14 protein-coding genes are annotated in these 14,343 nt (G+C 72.3%); 9 read left to right on the plus strand and 5 right to left on the minus strand.

Translation table 11 applies throughout. From position 1 onward, the window contains the following. Positions 1 to 311: 311 nt before the first annotated feature. Entirely contained in the window at positions 312 to 980 is a 669-nt protein-coding gene (locus D7223_RS11095) for a dienelactone hydrolase family protein (protein ID WP_120727828.1), read from the plus strand. A gap of 72 nt (positions 981 to 1,052) precedes the next feature. Here the strand turns inward: D7223_RS11095 and D7223_RS11100 are convergent, their stop codons facing one another. Further along, a complete protein-coding gene (locus D7223_RS11100; RefSeq protein WP_238161805.1) occupies positions 1,053 to 2,201 on the minus strand; it encodes an AI-2E family transporter in 1,149 nt (382 codons plus the stop codon). 115 nt (positions 2,202 to 2,316) lie between these two features. Further along, the gene (locus D7223_RS11105; RefSeq protein ID WP_120727830.1) at positions 2,317 to 3,801 is read right to left on the minus strand and encodes a hypothetical protein; all 1,485 of its coding nucleotides are present in this window, start codon (positions 3,799 to 3,801) and stop codon (positions 2,317 to 2,319) included. A gap of 150 nt (positions 3,802 to 3,951) precedes the next feature. On the opposite strand from D7223_RS11105, the gene D7223_RS11110 reads away from it, so the two are divergent. Then, positions 3,952 to 4,137: an antitoxin gene (locus D7223_RS11110; protein WP_120727832.1), complete on the plus strand. Its 186-nt coding sequence runs from the start codon at positions 3,952 to 3,954 to the stop codon at positions 4,135 to 4,137. 65 nt (positions 4,138 to 4,202) lie between these two features. Here the strand turns inward: D7223_RS11110 and D7223_RS11115 are convergent, their stop codons facing one another. Further along, entirely contained in the window at positions 4,203 to 4,805 is a 603-nt protein-coding gene (locus D7223_RS11115) for a hemerythrin domain-containing protein (RefSeq protein WP_120727834.1), read from the minus strand. A gap of 156 nt (positions 4,806 to 4,961) precedes the next feature. On the opposite strand from D7223_RS11115, the gene D7223_RS11120 reads away from it, so the two are divergent. Further along, on the plus strand, positions 4,962 to 6,215 hold the full coding sequence (locus tag D7223_RS11120; RefSeq protein ID WP_202864614.1) for a cyanophycinase: 1,254 nt from the start codon (positions 4,962 to 4,964) through the stop codon (positions 6,213 to 6,215). Between the two features lie 52 nt (positions 6,216 to 6,267). Here D7223_RS11120 and D7223_RS11125 read toward each other — a convergent pair whose 3' ends face one another. Next, positions 6,268 to 6,435, minus strand: coding sequence for a hypothetical protein (locus D7223_RS11125; protein WP_202864615.1), 168 nt, complete (start codon positions 6,433 to 6,435; stop codon positions 6,268 to 6,270). A gap of 173 nt (positions 6,436 to 6,608) precedes the next feature. Between D7223_RS11125 and D7223_RS11130 the strand changes: the two genes are divergently transcribed. The 6 genes from D7223_RS11130 to D7223_RS11155 all read left to right on the plus strand — a co-directional run bounded on the left by D7223_RS11130 (position 6,609) and on the right by D7223_RS11155 (position 13,580). Next, on the plus strand, positions 6,609 to 8,051 hold the full coding sequence (locus tag D7223_RS11130; RefSeq protein ID WP_120727837.1) for a pre-peptidase C-terminal domain-containing protein: 1,443 nt from the start codon (positions 6,609 to 6,611) through the stop codon (positions 8,049 to 8,051). Positions 8,052 to 8,327: 276 nt separating this feature from the next. Beyond that, entirely contained in the window at positions 8,328 to 9,278 is a 951-nt protein-coding gene (locus tag D7223_RS11135) for a MurR/RpiR family transcriptional regulator (protein WP_238161807.1), read from the plus strand. 102 nt (positions 9,279 to 9,380) lie between these two features. Next, positions 9,381 to 10,328, plus strand: coding sequence for a transporter substrate-binding domain-containing protein (locus D7223_RS11140; protein ID WP_120727841.1), 948 nt, complete (start codon positions 9,381 to 9,383; stop codon positions 10,326 to 10,328). A gap of 172 nt (positions 10,329 to 10,500) precedes the next feature. Continuing rightward, positions 10,501 to 11,355, plus strand: coding sequence for an amino acid ABC transporter permease (locus tag D7223_RS11145; RefSeq protein WP_120727843.1), 855 nt, complete (start codon positions 10,501 to 10,503; stop codon positions 11,353 to 11,355). Further along, positions 11,352 to 12,164 (plus strand): amino acid ABC transporter ATP-binding protein, encoded by an 813-nt coding sequence (locus D7223_RS11150; protein WP_280531543.1) that lies wholly within the window; start codon positions 11,352 to 11,354, stop codon positions 12,162 to 12,164. Before D7223_RS11145 ends, D7223_RS11150 begins: the two co-directional genes overlap by 4 nt. Before the next feature lie 231 nt (positions 12,165 to 12,395). Next, on the plus strand, positions 12,396 to 13,580 hold the full coding sequence (locus tag D7223_RS11155; protein ID WP_238161810.1) for a M20/M25/M40 family metallo-hydrolase: 1,185 nt from the start codon (positions 12,396 to 12,398) through the stop codon (positions 13,578 to 13,580). Between the two features lie 63 nt (positions 13,581 to 13,643). Here D7223_RS11155 and D7223_RS11160 read toward each other — a convergent pair whose 3' ends face one another. Continuing rightward, positions 13,644 to 14,309, minus strand: a complete 666-nt coding sequence (locus D7223_RS11160) for a C39 family peptidase (protein WP_120727845.1) — start codon at positions 14,307 to 14,309, stop codon at positions 13,644 to 13,646. Positions 14,310 to 14,343: the final 34 nt, after the last annotated feature.

A 14,343-nucleotide genomic window follows, 5' to 3' on the forward strand; every position in this document is an offset into this window, starting at 1 on the left:
GCCGCAAACCGTCCCCCACCCGCGACCGTCGCCACCCGCGACCCTCGCCACCCGCCACCCTTGCCGCGTGCCGGCCGTCCGCGCGTCGGCCGTCCGCGCGCCTCGACCACGGGCACCACGTGGGGACAGGACGGCGGATGACGGTGTGCGGAAGGGTTCGCGGGGAAGTCGGGAAGACCTGACGAGGCAAGGGGAGCTTGGCGGGTCGAGGGGGAGTCGGCGGGGCCAGGGAGAACCGGTGGGGCGGGGCAGGGGCTGTGGGTCCGGGCCGCACGGGTCACGGAGTGGGAGCGGGAAGTGGAGGTGGGGGCGTGGACGTGCGGAGTCGTACGGTGACGATTCCGGCCGGTGCGGTGGAGCTGCCGGCCGACCTGCTGGTCCCGGAGCCGGCGACCGGGGTGGTGCTCTTCGCGCACGGAAGCGGCAGTTCGCGGCACAGTCCGCGCAACGTGGCGGTGGCGCACGTGCTCAACCGCAGTGCCCTCGCCACGGTGCTCGTCGACCTGCTGACTCCTGCCGAGGACCAGGTGGATGAGCGTACGGCCGAGCTGCGCTTCGACATCGACCTGCTCGCCGGCCGGCTGGCCGGGATCGTCGACTGGCTCGCCGCGGAGGAACCGTACCGGGCGTTGCCGGTCGGGCTGTTCGGGGCGAGCACCGGGGCCGCCGCCGCCCTGGTCGCCGCCGCGGAGCGGCCCGGACTGGTCCGCGCGGTGGTGTCCCGGGGTGGGCGGCCCGATCTGGCCGGCCCGGCCCTCGGCCGGGTACGCGCGCCGACGCTCCTGCTCGTCGGCGGCCGGGACGAAGAGGTCATCGCGCTCAACGAGCAGGCCCAGGACGCCCTGCCCGACGACGCCGAGCTGACCGTCATCCCGGGGGCCACCCATCTCTTCGAGGAACCCGGCACCCTGGAGCAGGTCGCGCACGAGGCTGCCACCTGGTTCACCACCCACCTTCCCGAACGCACCCACTTCGGTTGATCGTGGCGTTGTCGTGGCGGAACGCCGAGACGGACCACGACAACACCATGATCAACGCTCGTCGGCGGGGGGTCACTCCGCGGCGGTGGCGGGGGGAGTGGCGGGGGCGGGGGGTGAGGCGGCATCCCGGCTCTTCTGGACGGTGTCGATGACGCGCCAGACGACCGCCGTGATGGGGACCGCGACGAAGGCGCCGGCGATGCCGGCGATGAGGGTGCCGGCGGTGACGGCGACCAGGATGACGGCCGGGTGCAGGCGTACCTGGCGCTTCATGATCAGCGGTTCGAGCAGGTTGCCCTCGATCTGCTGCACGGCGATGACGGCGGCCAGCACGAGCAGCGCGGTCACCGGTCCCTTCGCGGCCAGTGCCACGAGCACGGCCACCGTGCCAGCGACCGTCGCACCGATGATCGGGATGAACCCGCCGAGGAAGGTGATCAACGCCAGCGGGAGGGCCAGCGGCACTCTGAGCACCACCAGTGCGATCCCGATGCCGATCGCGTCGATGGCCGCGATCATCATGGTGCCCCGGCTGTACGCGCCGAGCGTGCGCCACCCGTTGCGTCCCGCCTGCGCGGTGACCTCCCGGCGCGGGCCGGTCATCCGGTCCAGCACCCAGCGCCACATCGACCGGCCGTCCTTGAGCAGGAAGAACAGCAGGACCAGCGCGAGCAGCGTGGAGCCGACCACCTCGGCGGCGGTGCGCGCGCCGGAGACCGGGTCGAGTCCGCCGCCGCCCTGGCTCAGCCCGCGCCGGGCCTGGTCGATGATCCGGTCGAGTTGCTGATCGGTGATCGGCAGCGTGGAGGTCACGAAGTCCCGGGTGCGGTCGACGCCCTGGATCAGTTCCTTGCTCAGGTCGCTGAACTGGCCGGCGGTCAGGTTCCACACCAGGGTGCCGGCCCCGACCAGGATGCCGAGCAGCAGCAGGATGGTGAGCAGGGCGGCCAGCGAACCGGGCAGCCGCAGTCGGCGCAACGCCAGCTGCACCGGGTCGAGCAGGGCGGTGAGGAAGAACGTGACCGCGACCGCGATGGCCAGCGGGGCGAGGAGCACGACGGCCCGGCCCAGCAGGTACAGGGCGAGGACGAACACGATCAGGCACCCGCTCCACAGCACCGCGGAGCGGACCAGCCAGGGCAGCCCCGCCCAGGTCTGGCGGGGGCCGGCGCCCCCGACCGCTGTCACGCCGGACGTCCGCCCGGCACCGTTGTCGACCACGTCGGTCCTCCTCGATGTCGGGCGAGTCGGTACCCGATCGGCACGCCTCCGACACCCGCGCCGGGCGCGTCGCCGACATACACGCTAGGCGCGCCGCCCGGTCGGCGGCGCGGGATCAGCCGATACCGGGCCACGCCGCGACGTAGCCACCGCCGGCGGTGGACTGCACCGCCCGCGCGCGGTGGAACGGGCCCTTGTCGACCTCCGCGACGGCGGCGGCCACCCCGGACCCGGCGGCCATCCCCCGTACCGCGCCGGCTCCGCCGTCGGTGAAGACCACCCAGGACGTACGCCGTCGCAGGTCCGCCGACAGCACCAGCACCCAGGCGTCACCTCCGGCGTACGCGGCCAGCCGGCGGCCACCGAGGGTGATCCGGGACCGGTCGGCGATCTGGTACGCGGACACCCCGCCGGCGTAGACCCGGCCCGACTCGTCGGCGGTGATCGCGTACGGCTTGATGGTGTTGCCCTTGTCGCCCTTGCTGTCGATCCGGCTGATCACCACCTGCCCGGCGAGCTGCCGTCCGGTGGCCGGGTCGAGGCGGGCCAGGTAGGTGTAGTGCGCGTTCGAGGTGTTGAACGCCTGGGTGAACTTGTCGATGACCACGTTCGGTGCGGGCCGGCTCGGATCGGCGGCCGACCGGGCGAAGATGGTGTTGCCGCCGGCGGTCTGCCCGGCCAGATAGAGCTTCCCGTCCCGGCCCATCGCCACCCGGTCGGCCCGGCTGTCCGCGCACAGGTCGCCGAGCCGGTCGGCCGGATGGTCGTACGCCCGCCAGCGCAGTTTGCCGCGCCGGTCGTACGCGTGCACGTAGGCGATCTGCACCGGTACGCACGGGCCCGCGGAGACCTGCCGGAAACCGCTGACGAACACCAGTCCGGCCCGGTCGTCCACGGCCACGTCGCTGACCGTACGCCCGGCGGGTCGGATGGTGGCCAGGGTGGCGCCCCTCAGGTCGTACACGGTGACGGTCGGGCCGGAGACGGCGGCGACCGTGCCGGCGGCCCCGACCGCGACGCGCGTGGCGCCCCGGCCGCGCTGCCAGCGGGCCGTGCCGGCCGTCGCGTCGAGCAACCAGACGCCCCGGTCGGTGGCCACCGCGATCTCGCCGCCGTCCCGCCGGACCTCCAGGTCCTCGACGGTTCCGGCGAGCCGGGTGGTGCCGAGCAGACGCCGCCCGGTGCCGTCGAGTCGCAGTACCGCGCCCGTCCCGCCCCGGCCGAGGGTCGTCGTGGCACCCCCGCTGAGGCCGGTGAACCGCCCGCCGACGACGATCTCGCAGCGGGGTGAGACGTCCACCGCGTTGGCGGCGTCGTCGGCGTTCCGCCCGAGGTACGACGCGGCGGTCGGGTCCAGTGAGTTGGCCGACCGGGGTGCCGGGCGGGGCTCCGGGCAGTCGGTCGGGGCGGCACCGAACCCGCTGGCCACCTTCGGGGTGCCGGCCCGCGTCGGCGTGCTGGCCGCCGGCGGCGCGGACGAGGCCGAACCGGGGCCGGACCAGTGCGCGGTGTCGGCGGCCGGCTCGGCCTGGCAGGCGGTGAGTGTCAGCAACGCCAGCGCCGCGGCGGTCCACCGCGGCCGGCGGCGCGTTCCCTGCACGGCGTCCCCTCCCGGTCGGTCGCGGGAGGATCGTACGCCGGTTCGCCGTCGTCTCCGATGTCGCCCGGCCCGGTCTGTCCGGTCTTCCGGCGTTTGCGGTCCCAGGTCGAGGGAACGCAGAAACGGAACCCCGATGCGAGGAGGATTGCCGTGAGCGACTTCATGGACAAGGCCAAGGACATGGCCGACAAGCACGACAAGCAGGTCGACCAGGGCATGGACAAGGCCGGCGACATGGCCGACAAGCGCACCGGCGGCAAGTACGACGAGCAGATCGACAAGGGCGTGGACGCGGCGCAGGCCCGTACCGGCGAGGGTGACACCTCCCCCCGCTGACGACTCACCACGACGCTCCCGGGCCGCCGCGACGCGGTGACCCGGGAGCGTTCGTACGCGGGTGGTCAGCTCTCCTTGTCGCGGAGTTCCTCCATCGAGGTGGGACGGCCGCTCAGGGCGTCCCGGACCCGGTCGACCAGGCCGGTGCCGGGGCCGAGCAGCTTGTTCGCCGGCGGGCGGTCCGGCGCGGCCGGGTGCGGGCGGGTCGGTGCCGTCCGCTTGGCGGCCTGGACCTTCCCGGCCAGCTCGACCATCTCCTCCCGGGCCACCGCGGCGCGCAGCCGGGGGAAGAGTTCGGACTCCTCGTCCCGCACGTGGTGCCGGATCGTGCTGGTCAGCTGTGCCAGCAGCTCGTCGAAGCGGGGGTCGGACGCGTCGAGCGACTCCAACTCCTTCATGGTGCGCTCGGCGTCGGCGTGCTCGGAGATCTCGTGCTCGGCGAGCTGGTCCCCGTCGGGCAGCGCCTTGCGGGCGGTCGGGTAGACGTACATCTCCTCGGCGACCGCGTGCCGGACCAGCTCGGCGATCATCACGTCGGCCAGATGGCGGCGGTGCTCCGGAGTGCCCTGGCGGCTCTCCAACTCGACGAAGAGGACTTCCACCTCGCGGTGGTCGGCGACCAGGATGTCGACGACATCCTGGTCGGTGGCGGTCTGTGGATTGCTCATGTCGGGCCCCTTACCGGTTGCGGTCGGTCGGTGTCGGCCCTCCTACCCGGCCACCGCCGACCGAACCCACCACCGTCGATCGGACCGTTGTCGCCGTCGCCGTTCTGCCGTACGCTCGCCTCGGCCCGCCCTCACGGTCTCCAGTGAGGAGCAGTCATGCCCATGAACCGCCTGCTGACCCTCGGGGTCGGCGCGCTGACGGCGGTCGCGCTGAGCGTTCCCCTGGCCGCGGCCCCCGCCTCGGCCACCTCGTCGCACCACCGCTCGGGTGGCAGCCTCGTGCTGGTCGGCGGTGCGCTCGCCGACGACAACGCCGCCATCTACGGCGACATCGTCCGACTCGCCGGTGGCGCCGGGAAGGCCCGCATCGGCATCTTCACCGCCGGGGCGCCGACCCCGGCCGAGGACCCGGACGCGGACACCCCGGACTGCAACAACTCGGTCTGCAACGGCGACTACTACGCCAACCTGTTCAAGACCTACGGCGTCGCCGACGCGCAGTGGATCCCGATCGACGTCGACCACCCGGAGAAGGCCGACGACCCGGCGGTGGTGGCCCAGATCAACTCGATGACCGGCTTCTTCTTCGGCGGGGGTGACCAGTACCGGTACGTCACCACGATGACCCGGGGCACCGCACAGCGCGACTCGGCCGCGCTGGCCGCGGTCCGGCGCAAGCTGCGCACCGGCGCGGTCGTCGCCGGCACCAGCGCCGGCGCGCAGATCATGGCCGGCCGCGACATGATCACCGGCGGTTCGGTCGACCCCGGCCTGCGGGACGGGTCGAAGCCCGGCTACTTCGACGACTCGACCGTCCTCGGGTACCTGCCCAAGGGCGGGTTCGGCTTCTTCCGCGACGGCCTGCTGGACACCCACTTCTCCCGGCGCGGCCGGGAGGCCCGCTCCATCCGGCTCGCCACCGACACCCGCAACAAGCGGGTGTTCGGTCTGGACGAGAACACCGCGCTGGAGGTGACCCACGTCGGCTCGCGGCACCAGAAGCTGCGGGTGATCGGCGAGCGTGGGGTGACCGTGCTGGACCTGCGGCGGGCGCGGACCACCGCCGGGCCCGTCTGGGGCGTGGAGGGCGTGCGGTGGACCCGGCTGACCGAGGGCGACCGGTACCGGTCGGACCGCTGGCAGCCGATCTTCGCTGCCGGTAAGAAGCGGGTCGTCGGGGCGCCGGGCTGCGCGGCCACGCCGACCGAGGACGTCTTCTGGAACTACGGACTGGTCACCAACGCCGAGGCGCTGATCGCCAACGCCGGCTGCGCGTCGGTCGTCGACGTGTCCTACGAGGACGACCCGCGGTGGCAGGCGACGCTGACCCGGGGACGGGACTTCGCCGCGTACCGGGCCGGGGAGTCGACCTCGTTCACCGGCGTGGTGATCGGCATCGGCGCCGCCTGACGCGTAAGGAAGGGCCCCTTGTTAACGCATAGTGTTGTACAAGGGGCCCTTCCTAACACTCGCGCAGGATCGCGGCCAACGTGTGGCGGGCGGTCGCGGACATGACCGGGTTCGTGTCCACGTAGTACGCCAGGCACCCGATCGCCTGCGCCAGCGCCCAGCCGCGCCCGCGCGCCCACGTCGCGTCGTCGACGTCGACCTGGTCGTCGTGCATGCGCATCGGTCGATCGTGGCAGTCGGGTGGTGTGCCGGGCGAGCGAATTCCCCGGGTCGGGCGGGACCGTCGGGCACCGAGCGGCTCGTCATCAAGATGTAACAGGGGTTACGTATTGAGCATGGAACTTAATGGATGTAACTTCTGTTTCATCGATCCGTGGCCCCTCGGAGGTGCCCATGTTCCCTGTCCGCAACCCCCTGCGTACCCGTCTCGCGGTGCTCGTCGCCGCGAGTCTCGTCGCCACCGTGGCGCCGGTCGGGGTGACCGCCGCGCACGCCCAGGTCATCCGGGACCGGCAGGGCAGCTCGACCGACGTGAGCCGGGCGAGCTGGTCCGGCCCGGCGTACACGATGAACGGCTCGGGCGGCGTCGTGTCCGCCACCATGACGCAGGCCATCAACGCGATCCGCGGCGGCAGCGGCACGATCGACGTGGCGGTTGTCGCCGCGTCCGACGGCGGCACCCCCGAGTGCGACGACATCATCGGCCTGGCGAACGTCAACTCGTGCACCACGCTGACCCTGACCAGCGCCAACGACGGCAACAACAGCCAGGTGAACACCGACATCCGCAACGCGGAGTTCGTCTACTTCGCCGGCGGCAACCAGTGCAACTACGCCGCCTGGAAGGGCACCGCGCTGGAGGCGTCCGTCGAGTCGGTGGTGGCCAAGGGTGGCGGGGTCGGCGGCGGCAGTGCCGGGCACCACATCAACAGCGACATCGTGTACGACGCCTGCGCGGCCAGCGCCACCTCGGCGATCGCGCTGGACAACCCGTACGACCGCTCGATGACCTTCACCACCGGCATGTTCCGCTGGGCGAACTACGCCAACACGATCAACGACTCGCACTTCCAGGAGCGCGACCGGATGGGCCGCTCGATGGCGTTCGTCGCGCGGGCCGTCAAGGACGGTCGCACCAGCGGTGGCGCGGCCTGGGGCGTCGGGGTCAACGAGGGTGCCTCGCTGTTCATCAACAAGTCCGGGCTGGCCACGCTGAGCGGCTCGAACGCGTACGTGGTCCTCGGCGACCACCAGCCCGAGGTGGCCGTCTCCGGTCAGCCGCTGACGTACTCGAACTTCAAGATCTGGAAGCTCGCCAACGGCCAGACCTACAACTTCGCCAACCGGCCCACCTGCGGCTACTACCTGAAGAGCGTGACCAACGGGGTGCCGAGCAGCAACCTCTACAGCGGTACCCCGGTCACCGACTGCTCGACCAACCCGCCACCGCCCCCGCCCGGTGGTGGCTCGTCGTACGCCGAGGTCGAGCCGAACGACAGCCGCAACGCCGCCAACGACGTCACCGGCAACAGCTACCCGCTGACCGTCACCGGCGACATGAAGAGCACCAGCGACCGGGACTACTTCAAGGTCAGTCTCAACAGTGGACAGACGCTGACCGTGAACTGCGCCGTCCCCACCGCCTACGACGCCGACCTCTACCTGCTGAACTCGAACGGGAGCACGGCCACCCGCTCGGTCAACGACGGGGCGGGCACCGACGAGTCGGCCTCGCTGACGAGGACGTCGTCCGGATCGGCCACCTACTACGTCGAGCTGGAGGCGTACTCCGGCTCCGGCACGGCCGACTACTCCTGCACCGTCGCCAAGTCCTGATTCCACCCGAGCCGGAAGGCGCGTCCTCCTCATCCCCCCGGGAGGACGCGTCTTCCGCGCGTCCGCTGTCGCTTCCTGCCGCGCCCGGTGTCGGCACCCCCACACCCTCCCACGCCCCCTTTGCTCTGCTTCAACCCACGCACCGGATCTCGGCCGTTTCCGTTGCGCCAGTTGAAGCAGTGCAAAGGGGGGCGGGCAAGGGGGTGCGGGGCGGTTGGTGGGCGACCGCTTCGATGTCCGGGCCGGGTGGCGCCGGTCGGCCGCTACGCTCAGCGCGTGTCGACCTCTGATCTTGCCGGCGAGCCGGGCACGGGTGCGGGCGCCGGTCGGGCCCACTCCGGCTCCGATGACGCCGTCCCCTCCGCCGATTCGCCCGGGGTGGGTGTGGCGGCGCTGATCCGCCAGCGGCTGGGCGAGTGCAGCCCGGCCGAGCGCCGGGTCGCCCGCGCGCTGCTGGCCTCGTACCCGGCCGCCGGTCTGGGCACGGTCGCCTCGCTGGCCGAGCGGGCCGAGGTGAGTGCCCCGACCGTGCTGCGGTTCCTCAGCCGGCTCGGCTTCGGCGGCTACCCGGAGTTCCAGCGCGCGCTGCGCGACGAACTGGCCGAGCGGGAGACCTCGCCGCTGACCGCGTACCGGGCGGCGGAGCGGACCGGCGCGCCTCCGGCGGGGGCGCTGCCCCGGGCGGCGGCGACCCTGCCGGACGCGGTGGCCGGGACGTTGGCCGAGCTGCCCCAGGGCGAGCTGGACGCGGCGGTCCGTCTCTTCGCCGACCAGCAGCTACGGGTGACCGCGGCGGGCGGCCGGTTCTCCGGGCTGCTCGCGCACTACCTGGTGCTGCACCTGATGCAGGTACGCGGGGGAAGCCGAGTGTTGCCGTCCACCCCGGTGGAGCGCACCGACATGCTCGTCGACGTGGGTCGGCGGGACCTCTTCGCCCTGTTCGACTTCCGCCGGTACGAGGAGCCCACGCTGGCCCTGGCCCGGGAGGTCACCGCACGGGGCGCCCGGGTGGTCCTGTTCACCGACCGGTGGTTGTCCCCGGTGGCCGGGCTCGCCGAGGTGGTGCTGCCCAGCCGGGTCGAGTCGCCCTCGCCGTACGACAGTTTCGTTCCGACGTTGGCCCTGGTGGAGACGCTGGTGGCGGCGTTGATCGACCGGCTCGGGCCGGCCGCCGGCAAGCGCCTGAAGGCGATGGAGCAGGCCCAGCAGACGTACGGGGGAAGCTGAGCGACACCCGATGTGGCGTTACAGAAAACTGTAACCCCATCGAGATCGTAACGTGCGTTACAGTCCGGGGGCTGGTTCGACTGGCACCCGGAAGGACACCCCATGCGCATCCGTCACCTTGCCCTGGCCACCACGGCCACGGCCCTCCTCGCCGTCACCGCCGGCTGCGGCGGCGACTCCTCCTCCACCGCCGCGACCGGCGACGAGGTCAAGACCGTCACCGTCACCATCGCGGGTGTCGGTGAGGTCACCACCGACGCCAACCTGGCCCGGAAGGTCCCCGGCGACGTCCGGGACCGCGGCACCCTGACCGTGGCGACCAACGCCCCCTACGAGCCCTTCATCGACTTCGCCGAGGAGGGGCGCACCGACGCGTTCAAGGGCCTGGACCACGACCTGTTCATGGCCGCCTCCGCGCGGCTCGGCATCAAGGCCACCTTCACCCAGCAGCCGTTCGACGGACTGGTCCCGGGGCTGCAGGCCGCCAAGTACGACGCCATCGCCGGCGGCATCACCGACAAGAAGGAACGCCAGCAGGTCGCCACCTTCGTCGACTACTCCGCCTCCGGCACCGGCTTCCTGGTCAAGACCGGCAACCCGCTCGCCGTGAAGACCGTCGCCGACCTGTGCGGGCGCAAGGTGGCCGTGCAGAAGGCGAGCAACCAGGCGAAGAACCTGGCCGACTACAGCAAGTCCGACTGTGCCGGCCGGGCGATCGAGGTCAAGGAGTACCCGGAGAACCCGCAGGCGGTGCAGGCGCTGATCGCCGGCAACGTCGACGTGGTCGCCGCCACCAAGGTCAACCTGGTGGACATCGCACCCGGTCTCGCCGGCAAGGCCGACCTGGTCGAGGACCCGTCCGCCCCGAACGGCTGGCTGGCCAGCCCCAACGGCTTCGGCTTCCTCAAGGCCCAGAAGGAACTGGCCCAGGCGTACCAGGCCGCGGTGCAGTCGCTGATCGACGACGGCACCTACACCAAGATCCTCGCCCAGTGGAAGCAGGAGCCGATCGCGATCAAGCAGGCCACCATCGACCAGGCCATCGACTGACCTCGGCGGAGGCGACTCCCTGAACCGCGGTCGCCGGGCGCCCTTTCGACACCGTGAGGGCGGGCCCGGAAGGCGCGCCCGGCGACCGCCGCACCACACTTCGTTCGCGACTGCGGGGCTCCGCTGCGCCGCACTCCTCGCGCTCACCCGGCCCCGCCGCTGGAGGCACTCAATGACGAGCGACACCGAGACGGTACGGGTGGTCCCCGTACGGCACTACGGGCGCTGGCTGACCGCGATCCTCGTGGTCGGCGTGGCGGCCCTCTTCCTCCGGGCGCTGCTGGACAGCCCCAACCTCGAACCCGCCACCATCGGCGAGTACCTGTTCAAGGACTACATCCTCGACGGCGTGGTCACCACGCTCTGGTTGACCCTGCTGGCGATGGTGCTCGGTACCGTCGGTGGCGTCCTGCTCGCCGTCATGCGGCTGTCGGCCAACCCCGTGCTGCGCGGCGTCTCCTGGGCCTTCATCTGGATCTTCCGGGGCACCCCGCTGCTGGTGCAGATCATCTTCTTCGGCTTCCTCGGCGCGCTGTTCCCCCGGATCACGTTCAGCCTGCCGTTCACCGACCTGGTCCTGTTCGACAAGCCGACCAGCGTCGTGGTCACCGGCACCGTCGCCGCCGTGCTCGCCCTGTCGCTCAACGAGATGGCGTACGCCGCCGAGGTGATCCGGGGCGGTATCCTCGCCGTCGACGCGGGGCAGACCGAGGCCGCCGCAGCTCTCGGCATGAGCCCCGCGCTGACCCTGCGTCGGGTGGTCCTGCCCCAGGCGATGCGCGTCATCATCCCGCCGATGGGCAACGAGACCATCACCATGCTCAAGTCCACCGCACTGGTGTCGATCATTGCCGGCCGTGACCTGATGACCGCCGTGCAGACCGTCTACCAGGGCAACTACAAGGTGATCCCGCTGCTCGTCGTGGCGGCGATCTGGTACCTGGCGCTGGTCAGCCTGCTGTCCGCCGGCCAGTGGGCGATCGAGCGCCGGTTCGGCCGCGGTTTCGCCCGGGGAGGAGTCCGATGACCACGCAAGCCACCACCGGCGGAGCCGAGGCGCCGGCTGCCGTCCAGACACGGCCGATGGTGCGGGCCGAGGGCGTCACCAAGAAGTTCGGACCGGTCGAGGTGCTCAAGGGCATCGACATGACCGTCGCCCCGGGCGAGGTCGCCTGCCTGCTCGGCCCCTCCGGCTCGGGCAAGTCCACCTTCCTGCGCTGCATCAACCACCTGGAACGCATCGACGGCGGGCAGCTCTGGGTCGACGGCGACCTGGTCGGCTACCGCCGCCAGGGTGACAAGCTCTACGAGCTGAAGGCCCGCGAGGTGGCCCGCCGCCGCCGGGACATCGGCATGGTCTTCCAACGGTTCAACCTCTTCCCGCACCTCACCGCGCTCGGCAACGTCATCGAGGCACCGGTACGCGTTCTCGGTACCCCCCGCGACCGCGCCCGCGCCGAGGCGTCGGCCCTGCTGGAACGGGTGGGACTGGCCGAGAAGGCGAACAGCTACCCGGGACAGCTCTCCGGCGGCCAGCAGCAACGGGTCGCGATCGCCCGCGCGCTGGCCATGCACCCGAAGCTGATGCTCTTCGACGAGCCGACCTCGGCACTCGACCCGGAACTCGTCGGCGACGTGCTCGACGTGATGAAGAGCCTCGCCGCCGACGGCATGACGATGGTCGTGGTCACCCACGAGATGGGGTTCGCCCGCGAGGTCGCCGACTCGGTCGCCTTCCTCGACGGCGGTGTGGTGGTCGAGTCCGGCCCACCGGGCGAGGTGCTCGGCAACCCGACGCACGCCCGCACCCGCGCCTTCCTGGACAAGGTCCTGTGAGCGCGAGGAGTGCGGCGAAGCGGAGCCCCGCAGTCGCGAACGAAAGGGCAGCTCGGTGAGCGCGAGGAGTGCGGCGAAGCGGAGCCCCGCAGTCGCGAACGAAAGGGCAGCTCGGTGAGCGCGAGGAGTGCGGCGAAGCGGAGCCCCGCAGTCGCGAACGAAAGGGCAGCTCGGTGAGCGCGAAGGAGTGCGGCGAAGCGCAGCCCCGCAGTCGCGAACGACAGCAGCGCGGTGAGTGCGGTCGGCGGCGCCGAGCTGCTCGCGGCGGCCGGGGGCCGGCTCGCCGCGTACCACGAGCGCCTCGCGCGGCTGGTCGGCGTCGACTCCGGGTCCGGACACGTGGACGGCCTGCGGCAGGTCGCCGACCTGGTGCAGACCTGGTGCCTGGAGGCCGGCATGGCGGTGGAACGCGAACCGGTCGCCGACCCGTCCGGCCGGCCGCTCGGCGACGTGCTAATCGGTCGGCGGCGGGGCCGGGGTCGACGGCGCATCCTGCTCGCCGGTCACCTGGACACCGTCTTCCCGCCCGGCACGGCCGCCGCCCGACCCTTCCGGGTGCAGGACGGCCGGGCGTACGGCCCGGGGGTCAGCGACGACAAGGGCGGCGTGCTCGCCGGCCTGGCCGCCGTCGAGGTCCTGGTCGCGCTCGACCGCGAGGAGTACGGCGAGCTGGTGCTGGTCTGCACCCCGGACGAGGAGATCGGGTCGACGGGCAGCCGCCCGTTGCTGCGTACCCTCGGGTCCGTGGCCGACGTGGCACTGTGCCTGGAGTGCGCCCGGGACAACGGTGACCTGGTGTCGGCCCGCAAAGGCGTCGCGGACCTGGAGGTGACGCTGCGCGGCCGGGCCGCGCACGCGGGCATCGAGCCGGAACGCGGGGCGAACGCGCTGCTCGCCGCGGCCCGGCTGACCGTCGCCCTGGACGCGCTCAACGGCCGGTGGCCCGGCGTCACCGTGAACGTCGGCCACCTCGCCTCCGGCGACCGGCCGAACGTCGTCCCGGACCGGGCCCGCATGCTGGTGGACCTGCGCGCCTGGCACACCCGGGAGTACGAGGCGGCGCTCGCCGAGATCCGCCGGCTGGTCGCCGAGCCGCAGGTCTCCGGGGTACGCGCCGAGGTGGCCGTGCACGCGCCCACCCCGCCGTGGGAGCCGGGACCGGCCGGGCAGCGGCTCACCGAGCTGGCCGCCAAGGTCGGTGCCGGGTTGGGCGTACCCGTGTCGCACACCGCGACCGGCGGCTGCGCCGACGCGAACCTGCTCGCCGAGGCCGGCGCGGCGGTGCTCGACGGGCTCGGCCCGGTCGGCGGAGCCGACCACAGTCCGTCGGAGTGGCTGGACCTGGACTCCGTCGTCCCGCGGACAGCGCTGCTCGCCGGCCTGATCGACGAGGTCAGCCGGGCGGACCGGGACTGATCCCGGGCGGACGCGCGAGAGCCGGTCCCCGTCCGGGGACCGGCTCTCGTGGTCGTCGCGCGATCAGGCGGAGTAGCCGCGCTCGGCGATCCAGTTGGCGACCTTCTCCAGCGTCATCCAGTACTCGCCCTCGGGCGCCGCCGGGTCGGCGATCCGGAGCAGGTCACCGCCGTCGCGGTAGCCGACCAGGGTCAGGTAGTGGCCGCCCTCGTACGAGTGCGGGTTGCCGGCGGTGTCGACCGCGGTGCCCTTGATGTTGGCCACCACCGGGCGGCCGGCTTCCAGCGCGTCGCGCACGTCAGCCCGGAGCCGGTCCACCTCCGCCGGCTTGGCCACCGGGCCCGGGATCTCGGTCGTCTCGTAGCCGGCGCCGGTCAGCTCGTTGAGCACCCGGGTGATGTCCAGTGCCGAGTCGGTGCCGGCCTCGGTGGTACCCAGCATCTTCGCGACCTGGTCCTGGGTCAGCGCCTTGCCCTTCGCGGACAGGGCGATCCGGGTCGCCGCCGGCCCGCAGTAGTAGAAGTTCGGCTGAGCCTGGTACTCGACGCCCAGCCGGCGCTCGGCCTTGTCGGCCTTGTCGGCTCGGGCGGTGCTGCCGGTGGTCGTGGTGCCGGGTGGCGCGATGGTGGTGGGCGCGGCGTGCGCGGCGGCGGCCGGGCCGGCGATGCACCCGCCGGCCACCAGCAGGCCGGCGACGGACAGACCGCTCTTCTGCATGATCGGATTCATCAGTCGGGCTCCGTTCGGGGGTCTGACGCCTCCG

This window comes from Micromonospora endolithica, from assembly GCF_003626595.1.
GTDB lineage: Bacteria > Actinomycetota > Actinomycetes > Mycobacteriales > Micromonosporaceae > Micromonospora > Micromonospora endolithica.